General features: G+C 72.8%; 13 protein-coding genes. 9 read left to right on the top strand and 4 right to left on the bottom strand.

Annotated features, from left to right (window positions below):
• Positions 1–139: 139 nt before the first annotated feature.
• Positions 140–3,985 carry a multifunctional oxoglutarate decarboxylase/oxoglutarate dehydrogenase thiamine pyrophosphate-binding subunit/dihydrolipoyllysine-residue succinyltransferase subunit gene (locus ACP7CD_RS01865; protein WP_426118627.1) on the bottom strand — a complete coding sequence of 1,282 codons (3,846 nt, stop codon included), beginning with the start codon at positions 3,983–3,985 and terminating at the stop codon, positions 140–142.
• Positions 3,986–4,256: 271 nt separating this feature from the next.
• Here ACP7CD_RS01865 and ACP7CD_RS01860 point away from each other — a divergent pair, with 271 nt between their 5' ends.
• From ACP7CD_RS01860 to ACP7CD_RS01850, 3 genes are all read left to right on the top strand, one after another.
• On the top strand, positions 4,257–5,714 hold the full coding sequence (locus ACP7CD_RS01860; RefSeq protein WP_017833670.1) for a GuaB1 family IMP dehydrogenase-related protein: 1,458 nt from the start codon (positions 4,257–4,259) through the stop codon (positions 5,712–5,714).
• 194 nt (positions 5,715–5,908) lie between these two features.
• Positions 5,909–7,270 (top strand): hemolysin family protein, encoded by a 1,362-nt coding sequence (locus tag ACP7CD_RS01855; protein ID WP_017833671.1) that lies wholly within the window; start codon positions 5,909–5,911, stop codon positions 7,268–7,270.
• On the top strand, positions 7,267–8,349 hold the full coding sequence (locus tag ACP7CD_RS01850; RefSeq protein WP_426118624.1) for a hemolysin family protein: 1,083 nt from the start codon (positions 7,267–7,269) through the stop codon (positions 8,347–8,349). The genes ACP7CD_RS01855 and ACP7CD_RS01850 overlap by 4 nt, the downstream gene beginning before the upstream one ends.
• Before the next feature lie 73 nt (positions 8,350–8,422).
• Here ACP7CD_RS01850 and ACP7CD_RS01845 read toward each other — a convergent pair whose 3' ends face one another.
• Both ACP7CD_RS01845 and ACP7CD_RS01840 read right to left on the bottom strand, forming a co-directional pair.
• Positions 8,423–9,379: a diacylglycerol kinase family protein gene (locus tag ACP7CD_RS01845; protein WP_426118622.1), complete on the bottom strand. Its 957-nt coding sequence runs from the start codon at positions 9,377–9,379 to the stop codon at positions 8,423–8,425.
• Positions 9,372–9,803, bottom strand: coding sequence for a Fur family transcriptional regulator (locus ACP7CD_RS01840; protein ID WP_017834399.1), 432 nt, complete (start codon positions 9,801–9,803; stop codon positions 9,372–9,374). Before ACP7CD_RS01840 ends, ACP7CD_RS01845 begins: the two co-directional genes overlap by 8 nt.
• Before the next feature lie 103 nt (positions 9,804–9,906).
• On the opposite strand from ACP7CD_RS01840, the gene ACP7CD_RS01835 reads away from it, so the two are divergent.
• Together ACP7CD_RS01835 and ACP7CD_RS01830 are read left to right on the top strand one after the other, a co-directional pair.
• Positions 9,907–10,569 (top strand): MBL fold metallo-hydrolase, encoded by a 663-nt coding sequence (locus ACP7CD_RS01835; RefSeq protein ID WP_017834400.1) that lies wholly within the window; start codon positions 9,907–9,909, stop codon positions 10,567–10,569.
• Between the two features lie 57 nt (positions 10,570–10,626).
• Positions 10,627–11,055 (top strand): HIT family protein, encoded by a 429-nt coding sequence (locus tag ACP7CD_RS01830; protein ID WP_017834401.1) that lies wholly within the window; start codon positions 10,627–10,629, stop codon positions 11,053–11,055.
• A 12-nt stretch (positions 11,056–11,067) separates the two neighbouring features.
• Here the strand turns inward: ACP7CD_RS01830 and hrpA are convergent, their stop codons facing one another.
• The gene (gene hrpA, locus ACP7CD_RS01825; RefSeq protein WP_426118619.1) at positions 11,068–15,105 is read right to left on the bottom strand and encodes an ATP-dependent RNA helicase HrpA; all 4,038 of its coding nucleotides are present in this window, start codon (positions 15,103–15,105) and stop codon (positions 11,068–11,070) included.
• A gap of 174 nt (positions 15,106–15,279) precedes the next feature.
• Here hrpA and ACP7CD_RS01820 point away from each other — a divergent pair, with 174 nt between their 5' ends.
• The 4 genes from ACP7CD_RS01820 to ACP7CD_RS01805 all read left to right on the top strand — a co-directional run bounded on the left by ACP7CD_RS01820 (position 15,280) and on the right by ACP7CD_RS01805 (position 18,710).
• Positions 15,280–16,284 carry an ABC transporter substrate-binding protein gene (locus ACP7CD_RS01820; protein WP_336649739.1) on the top strand — a complete coding sequence of 335 codons (1,005 nt, stop codon included), beginning with the start codon at positions 15,280–15,282 and terminating at the stop codon, positions 16,282–16,284.
• 151 nt (positions 16,285–16,435) lie between these two features.
• Complete coding sequence (locus tag ACP7CD_RS01815) at positions 16,436–17,374, top strand: ABC transporter permease (RefSeq protein ID WP_336649740.1); 939 nt, start codon at positions 16,436–16,438, stop codon at positions 17,372–17,374.
• Between the two features lie 3 nt (positions 17,375–17,377).
• Positions 17,378–18,205, top strand: coding sequence for an ABC transporter ATP-binding protein (locus ACP7CD_RS01810; RefSeq protein WP_336649741.1), 828 nt, complete (start codon positions 17,378–17,380; stop codon positions 18,203–18,205).
• Between the two features lie 133 nt (positions 18,206–18,338).
• A complete protein-coding gene (locus ACP7CD_RS01805; RefSeq protein ID WP_336649742.1) occupies positions 18,339–18,710 on the top strand; it encodes a hypothetical protein in 372 nt (123 codons plus the stop codon).
• Positions 18,711–18,727: the final 17 nt, after the last annotated feature.

The following is an 18,727-nucleotide window of genomic DNA, read 5'->3' as shown; positions in this document are numbered from 1 at the left end:
CCCCCGGGGTCCTTGGGGGGGGGGGGGGGGGGTGGGGGGGGGCCGGCGCGCCGCGGCCCGGGGGCCCGGGGCCGGCGCCGGACTCGCTGGGGACGTGCGGGAGGGCAGGGGCACGGGCCCCCGCCCTCCCGGGACGGGCTCAGTCGCGCTCGAAGGCCGTCTGCACCAGGGTCTCGAGCTCGGCCGCGTGGCGCTTGGCCGAGCCGTTGGCCGGGGACGCGGACGCGGGGCGGGAGGCGAGCCGGACCGGCCGGTCGAGCTGCGGCAGGAGGTTGACCGCCATGAACGGCCAGGCGCCCTGGTTGGCGGGCTCGTCCTGCGCCCACGTGAGGCGGGCCTCGGGGTACTTGCCGAGCTCCTCCCGGATCTCCGCGAGGGGCAGCGGGTACAGCTGCTCCACGCGCACGATCGCCGTCCTCCGGTCCTTGTGCTCCTCGCGGGCCGCGGCGAGGTCGTAGTAGAGCCGGCCGGAGACCAGCACCACGTCGGTGACCTCGGCGGCCTCGAGCCCCGCCTGGTCGCCGATCACCGGGCGGAACGCGCCGGAGGTGAACTCCTCGATCGGGGAGGCCGCCGCCTTGAGGCGCAGCAGCTGCTTCGGCGTGGCCACCACCAGCGGCTTGCGCGGGCGGCTGTAGGCCTGCCGGCGCAGCAGGTGGAAGTGGTTCGACGGCGTCGAGGGGTTGGCCACGACCATGTTCTTCTCGGCGCACAGCGTCAGGAAGCGCTCGATCCGGGCCGAGGAGTGGTCCGGGCCCTGCCCCTCGAAGCCGTGCGGCAGGAGCATGACCAGCGACGAGCGCTGGCCCCACTTCTGCTCCGCGGAGGAGACGAACTCGTCCAGGATGATCTGGGCGCCGTTGACGAAGTCGCCGAACTGGGCCTCCCACACGGTCAGGGCGTCCGGGCGCTCCACGGAGTAGCCGTACTCGAAGCCCAGCACGCCGTACTCGGACAGCAGCGAGTTGTAGATCGCCAGCTGAGCCTGGTTCCCGGAGAGGTGGTTGAGCGGGGTCCACTCCGCGCCGGTGCCGGAGTCGTAGAACACGGCGTGGCGCTGAGTGAACGTGCCGCGCCGGACGTCCTGGCCGCTCATCCGGACCGGGATGCCCTCCATCATGAGGGAGCCGAAGGCCATGAGCTCGCCCATGCCCCAGTCCACGCCGCCCTCGCGGGTCATCGCCTCGCGGCGCTCGAGGAGCTTGCGCAGCTTCTTGTGCACGGCGAAGTCCTCGGGGACCTCCACGTGCACCGCGCCGATCCGCTGGGCGGCCTCGGTCGAGATGGCCGTGGTGCGGGGGATCGAGACCCCGGAGTCCGCCTGCTGGGCGGAGGGCCGCTCGATGTTCGAGATCGCGGCGGAGTCCCCGGTGACCAGCGGGATGGAGGACGTCTGCGCCTCGTGCGTCTCGGCGAAGACCCGCTCCAGGCGCTCCTGGTAGTCCTTCAGCGCCCGGTCGGCCTCCTCCTGGGTGATGTCGCCGCGGCCCACGAGGTTCTCGGTGTAGATCTTGCGGGTCGAGCGCTTCTCCTCGATGAGGTTGTACATCAGCGGCTGGGTCATCGAGGGGTCGTCGCCCTCGTTGTGGCCGCGGCGCCGGTAGCACACGAGGTCGATGATGACGTCCTTGTGGAACGTCTGCCGGTACGCGAACGCCATCTGGCCCACGTGCGTGACGGCCTCGGGGTCGTCGGCGTTGACGTGGAAGATCGGCGCCTGGAGTCCCTTGGCGATGTCCGTCGCGTAGGTGGTGGACCGGGCCGCGGCGGGCGCGGTGGTGAAGCCCACCTGGTTGTTCACGACCACGTGGACGGTGCCGCCCACGGTGTAGCCGGGCAGCAGCGCCATCTGCAGGACCTCGGCCACCACGCCCTGGCCCGCGAAGGCCGCGTCGCCGTGCACCTGGATCGGCAGCACCGGGAACGTCCCGTCGCCCTCGGGCCCGGCGCCCAGGACGTCCGTCTTGGCCCGGGCGATGCCCTCGATGACCGGGTCGGCGGCCTCGAGGTGGGACGGGTTCGCGGCGAGGTAGACCTGGGTCTCGTTGCCGTTGTCGGAGGTGAAGGAGCCCTCCGTGCCGAGGTGGTACTTCACGTCGCCGGAGCCCTCGGTGGTGCGCGGGTCCTGGCTGCCCTCGAACTCGCGGAAGACCTGGGCGTAGGACTTGCCGGCGATGTTGGTGAGCACGTTGAGCCGGCCGCGGTGGGCCATGGCGATGCCGACGCCCGCGAGCCCGGCGTCGGCGGCGTCGGAGATGATCTCGTCCAGCAGCGGGATCAGGGACTCGCCGCCCTCGAGGGAGAAGCGCTTCTGGCCCACGTACTTGGTCTGCAGGAACGTCTCGAACGCCTCGGCGGCGTTGAGCCGGCCCAGGATGCGGAACTGCTCCTCGCGGCTGGGCTTCTGGTAGCCGTGCTCGAGCTGGTCCTGGAACCACTCGCGCTCCTCCGGCTCCTGCAGGTGCATGTACTCCACGCCGAGGGTGCGGCAGTAGGCGTCCCGCAGCCGGCCCAGGATGGTGCGCAGGCTGAGCACGTCCGCGCCGCCGAAGCCGCCGGTGGGCCACTCGCGCTCCAGGTCCCACAGGGACAGCCCGTAGGTGCGGATGTCGAGGTCCGGGTGCTTGCGCATCACGTACTCGAGCGGGTTGGTGTCGGCCATGAGGTGGCCGCGGACCCGGTACGCGTGGATGAGCTGCTGGATCCGGGCGACCTTGTTGACCTGGATCTCCGGGTTGACCTGGTTGTCCACGGCCCAGCGCACGGGCTCGTAGGGGATCCGCAGGGCCTCGAAGATCTCGTCGTAGAAGTCGTCCCCGCCCAGCAGGTAGGACTCGATGAGGCGCAGGAACTCGCCGGAGCCCGCGCCCTGGATGACGCGGTGGTCGTAGGTCGAGGTCAGGGTGATGATCTTCGAGACCGCGTGCCGCGCGATGGTCTTGGGGGAGGAGCCCCGGTACTCGGCGGGGTGGTCGAGCGCGCCCACGCCGACGATGCACGCCTGGCCCTTGGACAGCCGCGGCACGGAGTGCACGGTGCCGATGCCGCCCGGGTTGGTCAGGGACACCGTGGTGCCCTGGTAGTCCTCCATGGTCAGCTCGTTGGCGCGCGCGCGGCGGACGACGTCCTCGTACGCGTTCCAGAACTGCATGAAGGACATGGCCTCGGCGCCCTTGATGTTCGGCACCACGAGGTTGCGGGAGCCGTCCTTGTTCGGGATGTCGATGGCGATGCCGAAGTTGACGTGGGCGGGGTGCACCGCCACGGGCTTGCCGTCCTGCTCGTCGTAGACGACGTTCTGGGAGGGGTAGTTGGCCAGCGCCTTGATCACGGCGTAGCCGATCAGGTGCGTGAAGGACACCTTGCCGCCGCGGTTGCGGGAGAGGTGGCTGTTGATCACGATCCGGTTGTCGATCAGCAGCTTCGCCGGGACGGCGCGGACCGTGGTGGCGGTGGGGACGGTGAGGGACGCGTCCATGTTGGCGGCCACGGCCTTCGCCGGCCCGCGCAGCTTGACGACCTTGTCCTCGGCCGGCGCGTCGTGGTTGGGGGCCGTGGCGCGGGCGCGGGCGGGCTGGGCCGGGATGGGCCTCTTGGCGTCGGAGGCCTCGGTCTCACCCTGGTCGGTCTCGGGCCGGCCCTCGGCCTTGGCACCGGACCTGGTGGGCGCGGGCGCCGTGGCGGGCTTCGCGGCCGGGGCGGGGGAGGTGCGGGCGGCGGTGCGCTGGGCGGCGGGCGGCTGGGGGGCGGCGGCGGCCTTGGGCTGCGCGGGGGCGGCTGCCGGGGCCGCCTTCGGCGCCGGGGCCTTCGCGGCGCCCGACGGCTCCGGGGCGGTGCTGCTGTCCGCGCTCATCGACTCGAAGATCGGCCACCACTTCTCGTCCACCGAGTTCTTGTCCGTCCGGTACTTCTCGAACAGTTCGTCGACGAGCCACTCGTTACCTGCGAATTCTTCAGGGATGGGGTGCTGTGGCTGATGTGGCACGGGGAATACGCCTCTTCCATGGTTGATCGCGTGGAGGCCGTCTGCCCGGTCTCCACAGTGTCGGTCCCGGCAGCGTCCGGACCCGCCGCCGGTGTTCCTCGCCGGCCGTCTCCCGTGACAGCCGGCGGCGTCCGCCTCCGGAACCTGCCGGACGGTCGTCGACCGGGCGCGGCCGTACCTCCGGCGAGTCTAGTGATCCGCGCGGCGGCATGGCTAGTCCGCGCCCCCGGCCCCGGGGCGCGTGTCGCGGGCCCCGGCTAGACTGGCGCGCGTGCGATTTCTCAACACCCCCACGTCCGACCTGACCTACAGCGACGTCTTCCTCGTCCCCTCGAGCTCCCGGGTCACCTCCCGGTTCGACGTCGACCTCACCCCGCGCGACGGCACGGGCGCCACCGTGCCGCTGGTGGCCGCGAACATGACCGCCGTGACCGGGCGCCGGATGGTCGAGACGCTGGCCCGCCGCGGCGGTCTGGGCATCCTGCCGCAGGACATCCCGCTGGACGTCATCGCGGACGTCACGTCCTGGGTCAAGGAGCGCTCGCCGCGCTTCGAGACCCCCGTGGTCCTCGGGGACGAGGACACCGTCCACGACGCCCTGGGCATCATGCACAAGCGGCCCCACGGCGCCGTGGTGGTGTGCGGTCCGGGGCGGGCCTACCGCGGGGTGGTGCTCGCGGCCGACTGCGCCGAGGTGGACCGCTTCACCCAGCTCGGCTCGATCATGCGCACCGACGCCCCGGTGTTCACCCTGGCGGAGGTCCGGGCCGGGTCCGGCGACGACGTCCTCGCCGCCGCCTACGACCGGCTCGCGCAGACCCGCGCCCACGTGGCGCCGGTGCTCGACGGCGACACGGTGGTGGGCGTGCTGACCCGCAAGGGCACGGTCCGCTCCACGATCTACACCCCCGCCCTGGACGGCGCGGGCCGGCTCCGGGTGGGCGCCGCCGTGGGCATCAACGGGGACGTCCGGGGCAAGGCCCGGGCGCTGCTCGACGCCGGCGTGGACGTGCTCGTGGTGGACACCGCCCACGGCCACCAGCGCAAGATGGTGGAGGCCCTCGAGCTGGTCCGCGCGGCGGCCCCCGACGTGCCCGTCGTGGCGGGCAACGTGGTCACCGCCGACGGCGTCCAGGACCTCGTCGACGCCGGCGCGGACATCGTGAAGGTCGGCGTGGGCCCCGGTGCGATGTGCACCACCCGGATGATGACCGCCGTGGGCCGGCCCCAGTTCTCCGCCGTGCTCGAGTGCGCCGAGGCCGCCGCCGGGCTGGGCCGGCACGTCTGGGCGGACGGCGGCGTGAAGCACCCCCGGGACGTCGCCCTCGCCCTGGCGGCGGGGGCCAGCCAGGTCATGGTGGGCTCCTGGTTCGCCGGCACCCACGAGGGCCCGGGCGAGCTGAACGTGGACGCCGACGGCCGCATGTACAAGGAGAGCTTCGGCATGGCCTCGACCCGCGCCGTGCGCGAGCGCACCCGCGGCGAGGGCGCCTTCGCCCGCGCCCGCAAGGGGCTCTTCGAGGAGGGCATCTCCAGCTCCAAGATGTACCTCGACCCCGAGCGCCCCGGCGTGGAGGACCTCGTGGACCAGATCACCGCGGGCGTGCGCAGCTCCATGACCTACGCGGGCGCCACGACCCTCGAGCAGTTCGCGGCCCGGGCCGTGGTCGGCATCCAGTCCGCGTCCGGCTACGAGGAGGGCAGGGCGCGCCCCGTCAGCTGGTCCTGAACCGGCGCCGGAGGGCTCCCGCTCCGGTACCCTGGAGCTCTCATGGACTCGTTCAGTAGTTGCCGGCCCGGCCGCGGCGCCCCCCGCCGCGGCCCCCGAGCCGGCTCGCCCACCGTCCCCCGCTCCGCCCCCGGCCGCCCGGCCGCCGACCGCCCCGTCCCCGCCCGGCGGGCCGCCGCGGGAGGCCGCTCCTGATGGAATGGCTGCTCCTGGCGGCGGGTCTGCTCCTCATCCTCGGCACGGGCTTCTTCGTGGCCGTGGAGTTCTCCCTCGTGGCCCTCGACCAGACCACGGTGCGCCGGGCGATCGCAGAGGGCGACCGCGCGGCGGAACCGCTGCTGAAGTGCCTCAAGTCCCTGTCCACGCAGCTCTCCAGCTGCCAGCTGGGGATCACACTGACCACACTTCTCACCGGCTACACCCTGGACCTGGCGCTCCAGTCCTTCCTGCGGGAACCGATCGCCGAGCTCACCGGTCTGTCCGTGGCGGCCGCCGGGGGAGCGACCCTGGCACTGTCGATGCTCATCTCCACGCTGCTGTCCATGCTGCTGGGCGAGCTCGTGCCCAAGAACTGGGCCATCGCGGAGGCGTTCCGGGTGGGGCGGCTGGTCGCCCGTCCCCAGCTCGTGTTCACCGCGGTGTTCAAGCCGTTCGTCGTCACCCTCAACGGCGTGGCCAACCGGGTCCTGCACCTGTTCGGGATGGAGGCCAAGGAGGAGCTCTCGGGCGCGCGCTCACCGGAGGAGCTGTCCTCGATGGTCCGCCGCTCCGCGAAGATGGGCACCCTGGACGCCGGCACCGCCGCGTTCGTCGCGAAGACCCTCACCTTCGCCGAGCGCACGGCCGCGGACGTCATGACGCCCCGGATCCGCGTGCAGATGCTCGACTCCCACGAGTCCGTCGCGGACGTCGTGGCCGTCGCCTCCCGCACCGGGCACTCCCGGTTCCCCGTGATGGACGACTCCCCGGACGACGTCCGCGGGGTGGTCCACGTCAAGAAGGCCGTGGCCGTGCCGTCGGAGCGCCGCGCCGCCCTCGAGTGCGGGGCGATCATGGAGGACGTCCTGCGCGTGCCCGAGACCGTCCACCTCGACTCCCTGCTCGTGCAGCTGCGCTCCGGCGGGCTCCAGATGGCCGTCGTCGTCGACGAGTGGGGCGGCACCGCCGGCGTCGTGACCCTCGAGGACCTCGTGGAGGAGGTGGTCGGGGAGGTCTCCGACGAGCACGACCGGCTCAGCCTCGGCGCCCTGCAGTCCGCGGCGGGCGAGTGGTACTTCCCCGGGCTGATGCGCCCCGACGAGGTCTCCGAGCAGATCACCGAGCTCGACATCGAGGACGGTCCCGCCTACGAGACCATGGGCGGGTTCATGATGGACCGGCTCGGGCAGGTCCCGAAGCCCGGGGACGTGGTCCCCGTCCAGGGCGGCGTGCTCGAGGTCGCCCGGATGGAGGGGCGCCGCGTGGACCGCATCCGGTTCGTCCCCGCACCGGCCGAGCCCGAGGACGCCCCCGCAGGGGCCCGCGAGAGCGGCGCCCGAGAGGAGGACGCACGATGAGCGACTGGGCAGGCCTCGCGTGGCTCGTGGTGCTCCTGGCGGGCAACGCCTTCTTCGTGGGCAGCGAGTTCGCCGTCATGTCCGCGCGGCGCAGCCAGATCGAGCCGCTGGCCGAGGAGGGCAACAAGCGGGCCCGGACCGCGCTGTACGCGATGGAGCACGTGTCCCTCATGCTGGCCTGCTGCCAGCTGGGCATCACCGTGTGCTCGCTGCTGATCCTCAACATCTCCGAGCCGGCGCTGCACCACATCGTCTCCGGCCCGCTGGTCCACCTGGGCGTGCCGGCCGAGGTCGCCGACGTCAGCGGGTTCCTCACGGCCCTGCTCGTGGTCACCTTCCTGCACGTGGTGTTCGGCGAGATGGTGCCGAAGAACATGTCGGTGTCCGCCGCGGACCGCGCCGTGCTGCTGCTGGCGCCCCCGCTCGTGCTCGTCTCCCGCATGGTCAAGCCGGTGATCGCCACGCTGAACTGGACGGCGAACCACGTCCTGAAGCTCATGGGCATCGAGCCGAAGGACGAGGTGTCCTCGACCTTCACCCTGGACGAGCTCCAGTCCATCGTGGCGGAGTCCACGAAGGAGGGCACGGTGGCGGACCAGACGGGCCTGCTCTCCGGCGCGCTCGAGTTCTCGTCCAAGCGCACCGCCGACGTGATGGTGCCGCTGCACCAGCTCGTCACGCTGCCCGAGGACGCCTCCGCGGCGGACGTCGAGAAGGCGGTGGCCCGCACGGGCTTCTCCCGCTTCGCCCTCACGGAGGACGACGGCGAGCTCAACGGCTACCTGCACATCAAGGACGTGCTCTCGATCCCGGAGAGCCGCTACAACGAGCCGGTGCCGGTGACCCGGGTGCGCTCGCTGGCGAACCTGCGTCCCGGCATCGAGATCGACGACGCGCTGGCGGCGATGCAGCGCACGGGCTCGCACCTGGCGCGCGTGGTCGACGCCGGCGGGCAGACCCTGGGCGTGCTGTTCCTCGAGGACGTCATCGAGGAGCTGGTGGGCGAGATCCGGGACACCACCCAGGACCGGCGGCAGCGCCGCGGGGACCGGGTGGACACCTCGGAGCCGCCGCGCTGAACGGCCGGCGCCCGCCGCGGGGACTCCCGCGGCGGGCGGCGCCGGGCGCCCGGCGCCGCGACCGGGCCCCGGCTCAGGCCAGGACGCGGACCGCCGCGGGGAGCACGTCCACGCGCACGGGCAGCGGGCCGAGGCGCTCCCCGTCCGCGTAGACGGTGACGTCCGGGGCGTCCACGGCCACGGCGCGGACCCGTTCGATCCGCACGCTCTCCAGCGCCACGTGGCGGCCCGAGAACAGCCGGGGGAACAGGAGCAGGAACCGGGCCCGGCCCAGGGGCGCCACGGTGAACAGCTCCAGCAGCCCGTCGTCCGCCCGGGCGTCGGGCACGATCCGCAGGCCGCCCCCGATCGACGACGTGTTGGCGACGTTCAGCAGGACCCCGTCCCGGCGCTCCGTGCGGCGCCGGCCGCCGGCGTCCTCGATCTCGAGCCGGTAGTGGACGGTGCGCAGCCGCACGATCTCCACCAGGACGGCCAGCAGGTAGCGGGAGGAGCCGGCCGGGCGCAGCCACCGGTTGGCCCGCTCGTTGACCACGGCGTCGAAGCCCGCGCACAGGGCGGTCGCGAAGCAGGACGTGCGGCCGTCCGCGAAGCGCACCCGGCCCACGTCGAGGCGGCGGTCCCGGGGGTCGTCGAGCCGGCGCAGGATCCGCCCGGCCGCGGCCACCGGGTCCCGGAGCGGCACGCGCAGGTGGCGGGCCAGGTCGTTGCCGGTCCCGCACGGCACCACGCCCAGCGGGACGTCGACGCCCTGCGCGGCGAGCTCCACGAGCACGCCGAGGCCGGCCTGCACCATCCCGTCCCCGCCCACGACCACGAGCGCCCGGGTGGTGAGGGCGTGCGCCCGCAGCCGGTCGCGCACCAGCCCCACCAGGGTGCCGAGGTCCGCGGCGGAGAGCACCACGGCCTCGTCACCGCCGGTCCGCAGGAGCTCCGCGGCCCGGTGGGCGTCCTCGAGGGCCCGGCCGCGGCCGGCGCACGGGTTGACCGCCAGGACGAAGACGCCGCGGGACGGGCCCGGCTCAGCCATCGGCCCGCCGCGCCGCGCAGGCGGCGCACAGGCCGGTGATCTCGACCGTGTGGTCCACCTCGGTGAAGCCGTGGGCGGCGGCGGTGCGCCCGGCCCACTCCTCGACCGCGGGGGCCTCGAGCTCCACGGCGGCGCCGCAGCGGCGGCACACCAGGTGGTGGTGGTGGTGCTCGGCGGCGCAGCGGCGGTAGATCGCCTCGCCGTCGTCGCTGCGCAGGACGTCCAGCTCGCCGAGCTCGGACATCGACTGCAGGATCCGGTAGGTCGTGGCCAGGGAGACGGAGTCGCCGCGCTCCCGCAGCAGGGCGTGCAGGTCCTGCGTGGAGATGAAGTCCTCCAGGGACGCGAGCGCCCGCGCGACGGCGCGGCGCTGCCGGGTGTTGCGGACCTCCCCGGCGCTCCCCCCGCTGGTTCTCACGCTCACGCCTCGTCCTCTCGTCGCTGGTGCCCGGGCCGGGCACCAGCTTAACAAGGACCGCGCGGAACGTGCCCCGCCGGCCGGTGGGACCCGGGGTTAGGGTGGGCCCATGGAGCTCATCAAGTACACCCACTCGTGCGTGCGGCTCGAGAACGAGGGCAGGGTCCTGGTGATCGACCCGGGCAAGTTCTCCGGACGGGAGGAGCTGGCGGAGGCCCTCGACGGGGCCGACGTCCTGCTCGTCACGCACGAGCACCCGGACCACCTCGACCCCGAGCCGGTGCACGCGCACCTCCGGGCGCACCCGGAGGTGCAGGTGTACGCCCCGGCCCCGGTGGCCGCGGGGCTCCGGGAGGCCCTGGGGGAGGGCCACGCGATCCACGACGCCGAGCCCGAGACCGTGCTGGAGCTCGAGGGCTTCACCGTGCGGACGTTCGGCGGCCAGCACGCGCTGATCCACACGCTCATCCGCACCGTGGACAACATCGGCTACCTGGTCGAGGACACGGTCTACCACCCCGGCGACTCGCTGGTGGTCCCGCACGGGCTCTCCGCCCCCGTGCTGCTGGCGCCGATCCACGCGCCGTGGAACAAGCTGGCGGAGGTCGTCGACTTCGTGGTGTCCGTGCGCCCCGAGCGGGTCTTCCAGATCCACGACGGCCTGCTCTCCGACAACGGCCTCGGCGTGATCGAGGGCCAGCTCACCTCGTTCGCCGCCAAGTACGGGGCCGAGTACCGCCACCTCGCCGTCGGCGAGCGCGTCGCCCTGTAGCCGCGGGACCGCCCGGCCCGCCGACCGCACCCGACCCACCACCGAAAGGGAGCACCTGTGAGCACCGTCTTCACGAAGATCATCGAGGGGGAGATCCCCGGCCGTTTCGTCTGGCAGGACGAGCGCTGCGTCGGCTTCCTGTCGATCGACCCGCTCGCGCAGGGCCACACGCTCGTGGTCCCGCGCGAGGAGCACGACCACTGGGTCGACCTGCCGGAGGACCTGGCGGCGCACCTGATGGTGGTCTCCCAGCGCATCGGGCGGGCCATCGACGCCGTCTGGCGGCCGGCGCGGGTGGGCCAGATGATCCAGGGCTTCGAGGTCCCGCACACCCACGTGCACGTGTGGCCGGCGGAGACGGTCGAGCAGTTCCAGTTCGTCAACGTGCTCCGCGACCCGGACCCCGCCTGGATGGACGAGGCCGCGGAGCGGATCCGGGCCGCCCTCGTCGAGGCCGGGCACGGGTCCGCCGTGCCGCAGGCCTGACCGGCCGCCGGGTCAGGCCCGGGCGGCCCCGAGGGCGTCCTTGAGGGCCTTGCGGATCCGCTTCTCCGAGACGGTGTGGGCGGTGCCCAGCTCCTGGGCGAACAGCGAGACCCGCAGCTCCTCGATCATCCAGGCCACCCGGCGCAGCTCGTCCGGGACCGGGGCGTGCGTCGGCAGGGCGTCCAGCGCGGCGTCGTAGTCGTCCTCGAGCTTCTGCACGGCGAGCATCCCGACCGTGTCCCGCTGCAGGTGGCCGGCGAGCTTCTCGAGCCGCACCTCCATCGCCCGCACGTAGCGGGGCAGGTGCTGGAGCTGGTCGTAGCCGGTGGCGGCGACGAAGCCCGGGTGCACGAGGTGCTCGAGCTGGGCCTTGACGTCGTTGAGCGAGTTCACCGCGGCGAGCGAGGACGACCGCTTGAGCTGCTTGCGGATCCGGGCGGCCCCGGAGAGCACCTGCTCCACGAGCGCGGTGACCTGGAAGACGGTGTCGATGAGCTCGGCCCGCACGTGCTCGTGCAGCGCGTCGAACTCCGCTTGGGTGAAGGGGGGCTCGGGCGGCGTGAGCTTGTCGATGGCCGCGACCGTGCAGTCCGCGATGAGCTCGGTCACCGACCCGTGCGGGTTCTGCGTGAAGACCAGCTTCTCCCGGTTGTTGAGGTGCTCCAGCACGTACCGCTCGGGGGAGGGGATGCGCAGCTGCAGCAGCGTGATCACCCCGCGGCGCTGGGCGGCCCGCTGCTCGGCGGCGGAGGACAGGATGCGCACGGCCACCGTGGCCTCCCGGCCGGCGGGCCGGCTCCCCGCGGCCCGGGGACGCTCGGGGACGAGCGCCGGCCACCCGGTGATCCGCTGGCCCGTCACCGTCGTCTCCACGCTGCGCGGCAGGTCCTCCTCGGGCCACGCCGTCAGCCCCGAGCGCTCGAGCGCCGGCGGGGCCGGCGCCGCGTCCGGGGGCCGGGGCGCGGGGGAGCGCGGGCCGTTCCGGGCGGGGCCGCCGGCCGGGGCGCCGGGGGCCGCGCCGGGCACCGCGCCCAGGGACTCGGCCAGGGCGGCACGGATCTCGTCGTGCAGCTCCGACCGGAGCGCCTCGAGGTCCTCGCCCTCGCCCAGCACCCGGTTGCGGCGGTCCCGCACCTCGAAGCGCATCCGCAGGTGGGCCGGGACGGCCTCCCAGTTCCAGGAGCCCGGCGGGACCACGTGGCCCTTGAGCCGGCGCAGGACCAGCTCCAGGGACGGCTCGAGGGCGTCGACGGCGGGGTCGAAGTCGGCGTCGAGCATCGCCACCGCCTGGCGGGCGACGTCGGGGGCGGGCACGAAGTTGCGGCGCACGGCCTTCGGCAGGGACTTGATGAGCGCGGTGACGAGCTCGGTGCGGAACCCGGGGATCTGCCACCGGAACTGCTCCGGCTCCAGCTGGTTGAGGAACAGCACGGGCACGCGCACGGTCACGCCGTCCGCCTGGTCGGAGCCCGGGGCGAACTCGTAGGCGAGGTCCAGCACCAGCTCCCCGTCCCGGGTGCGCCGGACCCACTGGCGCGGGTAGAGCGACTCGTCGTAGCCGCCGGCCTCCTCGGCGATCAGGTCCTCGGGGTCCAGGTCCAGGAGGTGCTCGTCCTGCTGGCGGGCCTTCTTCCACCACGCGTCGAAGTGCCGTGCCGAGACCACGGACTCGGGGATCCGGGCGTCGTAGAACGCGAACAGGGCCTCGTCGTCGATCCGCAGGTCCTTGCGGCGCAGCCGGTTCTCGAGTTCCTCGACCTCGGCCAGGCGCTTGCGGTTGCGCGCCCAGAACCGGTGCCGGGTCTGCCAGTCGCCCTCCACGAGGGCGTGGCGGAGGAACAGCTCCCGCGCCAGGGCGGGGTCCACCCGCCAGAAGTTGATCCGGCGCTGGGCCACGACGGGCACGCCGTAGAGGGTGACCTTCTCGTAGGCCATCACGGATCCCTGCGCGCGGGACCAGTGGGGCTCCGAGACGCTGCGCTTGACCAGGTGCGGGGCCAGCTCCTCGGCCCACAGCGGGTCGATCGCGGCGTTGACGCGGGCCCACAGCCGGGAGGTCTCCACGAGCTCGGCGGACATGACCCAGTCGGGGGACTTCTTGAACAGGTTGGAGCCCGGGAAGACGGCGAACCGCGAGCCGCGGGCGCCCTGGTACTCCCGCTTGCGCTCGTCCTTGAGCCCGATGTGGCTGAGCAGCCCCGCCAGCAGCGAGACGTGGATCTCCCGCTCCTTCCCGGAGGGGTCCACCTCGCGGCCCTTGCCGACCCGGATGCCGACCTGCTGGCCCATCTGGCGCAGCTGGGCGTAGAGGTCCTGCCACTCCCGGATGCGCAGGAAGTTCAGGTGCTCCCGCCGGCACAGCTTCCGGAACTGCGTCGAGGAGAGCTCCTCCTGCTGCTCCTGCACGTAGCGCCACAGCAGCAGCCAGCTCGTGAAGTCGGAGTTCTCGTCGAAGAACCGCTTGTGCAGCTCGTCCGCCTGCTGCCGCTTCTCCAGGGGGCGCTCGCGGGGGTCCTGGACGGTCAGAGCCGCCGCGAGGACCATGACCTCCCGGGCGCAGCCCCGCCGGTCCGCCTCCACGATCATCCGGCCCAGCCGCGGGTCCACCGGCAGCTGCGCCAGCTGGCGGCCCACCGGGGTGAGGGGCCCGCCGCGGGCGTCGTCGTCCCGCCCGCCCCGCGGGGACGCGCCCCGCGGCTCCTTGAGGGCGCCCAGCTCCCGGAGCAGGGCCACGCCGTCCTTGACGGCCCGGGACTCCGGCGGCTCCACGAAGGGGAAGCGCTCGATGTCCCCGGGCTCCTTGACGACCCCCACCGAGGTCATCTGCAGGATCACGGCCGCCAGGGACGTGCGCAGGATCTCGGGGTCGGTGAACTCCGGGCGGGAGAGGTAGTCCTCCTCCGAGTACAGCCGGATGCAGATCCCGTCCGAGACGCGCCCGCAGCGCCCCGCCCGCTGGTTCGCCGAGGCCTGGGAGATCCGCTCGATCGGGAGGCGCTGCACCTTGGTCCGCGCCGAGTAGCGCGAGATGCGGGCCGTGCCCGGGTCGATCACGTACTTGATGCCGGGGACGGTCAGCGACGTCTCGGCCACGTTGGTGGCCAGCACGATCCGGCGGCGGCCCGACGGCGCGAACACCCGGTGCTGCTCCGCCATGGACAGCCGGCCGAACAGGGGAAGGATCTCGGCGTCGGCCAGGCCCCGGACCCGTTTCAGGGTGCCCTGCAGCGCCTCCTGGGCGTCGCGGATCTCCCGCTCGCCGGCGAAGAAGATCAGGATGTCCCCGGGCGGCTCCGCGGAGAGCTCCTCGACGGCGTCGCACACGGCGTCGATCGGGTCCCGGTCCTCGTCCTCCAGCCCGTCGCCGGCGTCCTCGGCGTCCTGGCCGCCGTCCCCGGAGCGCGGCTGGGCCAGCGGGCGCCAGCGGATCTCCACCGGGTACGTGCGGCCCGAGACCTCGATGACCGGGGCCCGTCCCGGCTCGTCGCCCTCGGCCGCCTCGGGCGCGAAGTGCCGGGCGAAGCGCTCGGGGTCGATCGTGGCCGAGGTGATGATCACCTTCAGGTCCGGGCGCCGGGGCAGGATCCGCCGGAGGTAGCCCAGCAGGAAGTCGATGTTGAGGGAGCGCTCGTGGGCCTCGTCGATGATGATCGCCGAGTACTTCTGCAGCAGGCGGTCGTGCTGGATCTCGGCGAGCAGGATGCCGTCCGTCATCAGCTTGACCCGTGAGTCCGCGCCCACCTCGGAGGTGAAGCGCACCTGGTAGCCGACCGTGCCGCCGATCTTCTCGCCGAGCTCCGAGGAGATCCGCTCCGCGACCGAGCGCGCGGCGATCCGCCGCGGCTGGGTGTGGCCGATCAGGCCGCGCTCGCCCAGGCCGAGCTCGAGGCACATCTTGGGGATCTGGGTCGTCTTGCCGGACCCGGTCTCACCGGCGATCACGACCACCTGGTGCGAGGCGATCGCGCCCATGATGTCCTCGCGGCGCGCGGAGACCGGGAGGTTCTCGGGGTAGACGATGGTTCGGGGGCTGCTCAGGGATGCTGACATGACCTCCCGATCCTACCGGGGACGCGGGCCGCGGAGGGCCCGGTCCCGGTGGACGATCGGGCACCGCCGACACGCCGTCGGAGCCGTTATGTCACCACTTGTGAGCTGCCTCTCATTTTGTGACCGAACGGAAGGTAATATCGCTGACACCACTCGTTCCCGAAAGGACCCACCATGAAGCGACTGTTCCCGATGACGGCGGCCCTCGCCTCCACCGCCCTGCTGCTCACGGCCTGCGGCGGCTCCGACACCGAGTCCGCCGGCGGCGGGGGCGGCGGGGAGGCCGCCGAGGAGGCCACCGTCGGGATCAGCCAGTTCGTGGAGCACCCCTCGCTCGACTCCGCCCGGGAGGGCTTCCTCGCCGCGCTCGAGGAGGGCGGCTACACGGAGGGGGAGAACCTCACCGTCGACCTCCAGAACGCCTCCGGGGACCAGGGCACCTCCACCAGCATCGCCTCCAACATGGCGTCCTCGGACGCGGACCTCGTCCTGGCGATCGCGACGCCGTCCGCCCAGGGCCTGGCCCAGTCGGTCACCGACCGCCCGGTGCTGTTCACGGCCGTCACCGACCCGGTCGAGGCCGGGCTGGTCGACTCCCTCGAGAGCCCCGGCGGCAACGTCACCGGGACCACCGACATGAACCCGGTCGCCGAGCAGATCGCGCTGATCAAGCAGCTCGACCCGGCGGCGGAGTCCGTGGGCATCATCTACAGCTCGGGCGAGACCAACTCCCAGGTCCAGGTGGACCTCGCGAAGGAGGCCGCCGCGGAGGAGGGGCTGGAGGTCGTCGAGAAGTCGGTGACCAACACCTCCGAGGTGGCCCAGGCCGCCGAGTCCCTGGACACCGACGCCATCTACGTGCCCACCGACAACAAGGTGGTCTCCGGCCTCGAGGCCGTGATCTCCGCCGCCGAGTCCAAGAAGATCCCCCTGATCGCCGGCGAGGGCGACTCCGTGGAGCGCGGCGCCCTCATCACCCAGGGCCTGGACTACGAGCAGCTCGGCCGCCAGACCGGCGAGATGGCCGTGCGCATCCTCAAGGAGGGCGGCGACCCCGCCTCCATGCCCGTCGAGTCCCAGGAGGACACGCAGCTGATCATCAACCTGCAGGCCGCCGAGCGGATGGGCGTGGAGGTCCCCCAGGAGCTCCAGGACTCCGCCGACCAGGTCATCGAGTAGTCCCGGGCGGCCGGGGCGGCGCCGGCGCCCGGAGACCCCGGACGCCGGCCCGCCCGGCCCCCGCCCCCGCGGCACCCCTCCGACGGAGGACGCGCCCGCCCGATCGGCGGACGGCCCCCGTCTCCCACCAACCAGAACGGATCCAGCAGAAGTGATAGCCGGTATCGAACTCGGACTGCTCTACGCGGTCATGGCGCTGGGCGTCTACCTCACGTTCCGGGTGCTCGACTTCCCCGACCTGACGGTCGACCAGTCCTTCACCACGGGCGCCGCCACCACGGCGATGATCATCCTCGGCGGCGGCAGCCCCTGGCTCGCCACCGCCGCCGGTTTCCTGACCGGTGCGCTCGCCGGGCTCATCACGGGCCTGCTCCACACCAAGGCCCACATCAACGGGCTGCTCGCGGGCATCCTCACCATGACCGCGCTCTACTCCATCAACCTGCGCGTCATGGACGGGCGCGCGAACCTGTCGCTGCTGCGCGAGGACACGGTCTTCACCCCGCTCGCCGAGATGGGCGTGCAGGGGACGTGGATCGGCATCGCCCTGTTCCTGCTCGGCGTCGCCGTGGTCAAGGTCCTCCTCGACTGGTTCCTCTACACGGACGCCGGCCTCGCCATGCAGGCCACCGGCGACAACCCGGAGATGATCCGCTCCTTCGGCGTGAACACGGACCACCAGAAGATGCTGGGCCTGTGCCTGTCCAACGGGCTCGTGGGCCTCGCCGGGTCCCTCGTGGCCCAGTACCAGGGCTTCGCCGACATCGGCATGGGCATCGGCCTCATCGTCGTCGGCCTCGCCTCCGTGATCCTCGGCCAGGGTCTCTTCGGCTCGCGCACGGTGGTGATGGCGACCCTCGCCGTCGTCCTCGGCTCGGTCGTCTACCGTCTGGTCATCACCGTGGCCCTGCAGGCGGGCCTCAACCCGTCCGACATGAAGCTGATCTCCGCGGTCCTCGTGGTGGCCGCGCTCGTGGTGCCCCAGCTGCAGTTCTTCCGGCGCCGCAGGGAGCGGCACCTGGCGAGCGAGGCGGCGCGGCTCGTCGACGACCTCACCGACACCCCCGCGATCACGAAGGCAGGTGCCTGAGCCGTGCTCACCATCGACAACGTCCACAAGACGTTCTTCGCCGGGACCGTCAACGAGCGGCGCGCCCTCGCCGGCGTCTCGCTGACCCTGGAGGAGGGCGACTTCCTCACCGTCATCGGCTCCAACGGCGCCGGCAAGTCGACGATCCTCAACGCCATCTCGGGGAGCCTGATCCCGGACACGGGCACGGTGCGGGTCGACGACACCGACGTCACCCGGCTGCCCGAGCACAAGCGTGCCCGGTACCTGTCCCGCGTGTTCCAGGACCCCATGAAGGGCTCCTCGCCCACCATGACGGTCGAGCAGAACATGGCGATCGCGTACCAGCGGGGGAAGTCCCGGGGGCTCGCCCCGGGGCTCACGAGCGCCCGCCGCCAGCTCTTCCGCGACAAGCTGGCCAGCCTCGAGCTGGGCCTGGAGAACCGGCTGGGCGCCAAGGTGGGCCTGCTCTCCGGCGGCCAGCGGCAGGCGCTGTCCCTGCTCATGGCGACGTTCTCCGAGCCGCGCATCCTGCTCCTCGACGAGCACACGGCGGCCCTCGACCCGCAGCGCGCGGACCTCGTGTCCCGGCTCACCGCGGACATCGTGGCCGAGCAGCACCTCACCACGGTGATGGTCACGCACAACATGGACCAGGCCCTGCGCCTGGGCAACCGGCTCATCATGATGCACGAGGGCCGGATCCTCTTCGAGCTCGACGCCGCGCAGAAGCAGTCGATGACGGTGCCGGGACTGCTCGAGCAGTTCCGCCGGCTGCAGCCGGGGGCGGGGCAGGAGGCGTTCGACGACGCTACGCTGTTCGAGAGCGTCAAGACCGAGGACGGTTCCTGACCGGACGGCACCGGCCACGACCGACGCGGACGAGGACGGGGCGGGCCGGGCACGGCCCGCCCCGTCGCGCGTCGCCGGGCGGTCCGCCCGGCAGAGCCCAGCAGCACGTCCAGAAGGCCAGGAGAGCAGCCCCGTGAGCCAGACCCCCGACCCGAACCACGCCCGCCGACGCACCGGAGGGTGGCTGCTGGCCGTGGGCGTGGTGGCCCTGTTCGTCTCCACGTTCACCGTGCCCGAGGCCATCCACCACCTGGCGCGCGTCTCGGCGGAGGACGGGACTGGCCTGAGCGGGCGCGCGGTGGTGGTCGTCGTGGTGGGCGCCGTGACCCTGCTCGGCGGAGGGGCCCTGGCGATCGCCGGGTTCAACTGGCGCCGCTCGGCGGGGGAGGGGCCCAGCCAGGAGGACCGGCTGCTCGACGAACAGTTCGGCGACGGGCCCGTGCGCCCCTACGACCCGGACGAGTTCCGCGGCCCGGGGCGCCGGGACCCCGGCGCCCGCGACTGACGGGCCCACGACCGGGA

Origin of the sequence: Kocuria sp. LHG3120 (assembly GCF_049897445.1) — a bacterium.
In the GTDB taxonomy this organism is placed as follows: Bacteria; Actinomycetota; Actinomycetes; order Actinomycetales; family Micrococcaceae; genus Kocuria; species Kocuria rosea.
Note: the sequence above shows the minus strand (reverse complement) of the source record. Positions and strands in the feature narration are given on the sequence as shown.

What these genes read in the sequence shown, in the direction of transcription:
- ACP7CD_RS01855 (WP_017833671.1), top strand. Translation starts at nt 5,909, where the DNA reads ATGGAATGGCTGCTCCTGGCGGCGGGTCTGCTCCTCATCCTCGGCACG.
- ACP7CD_RS01850 (WP_426118624.1), top strand. Translation starts at nt 7,267, where the DNA reads ATGAGCGACTGGGCAGGCCTCGCGTGGCTCGTGGTGCTCCTGGCGGGC.
- ACP7CD_RS01845 (WP_426118622.1), bottom strand. Translation starts at nt 9,379, where the DNA reads ATGGCTGAGCCGGGCCCGTCCCGCGGCGTCTTCGTCCTGGCGGTCAAC.
- ACP7CD_RS01835 (WP_017834400.1), top strand. Translation starts at nt 9,907, where the DNA reads ATGGAGCTCATCAAGTACACCCACTCGTGCGTGCGGCTCGAGAACGAG.
- hrpA (WP_426118619.1), bottom strand. Translation starts at nt 15,105, where the DNA reads ATGTCAGCATCCCTGAGCAGCCCCCGAACCATCGTCTACCCCGAGAAC.
- ACP7CD_RS01820 (WP_336649739.1), top strand. Translation starts at nt 15,280, where the DNA reads ATGAAGCGACTGTTCCCGATGACGGCGGCCCTCGCCTCCACCGCCCTG.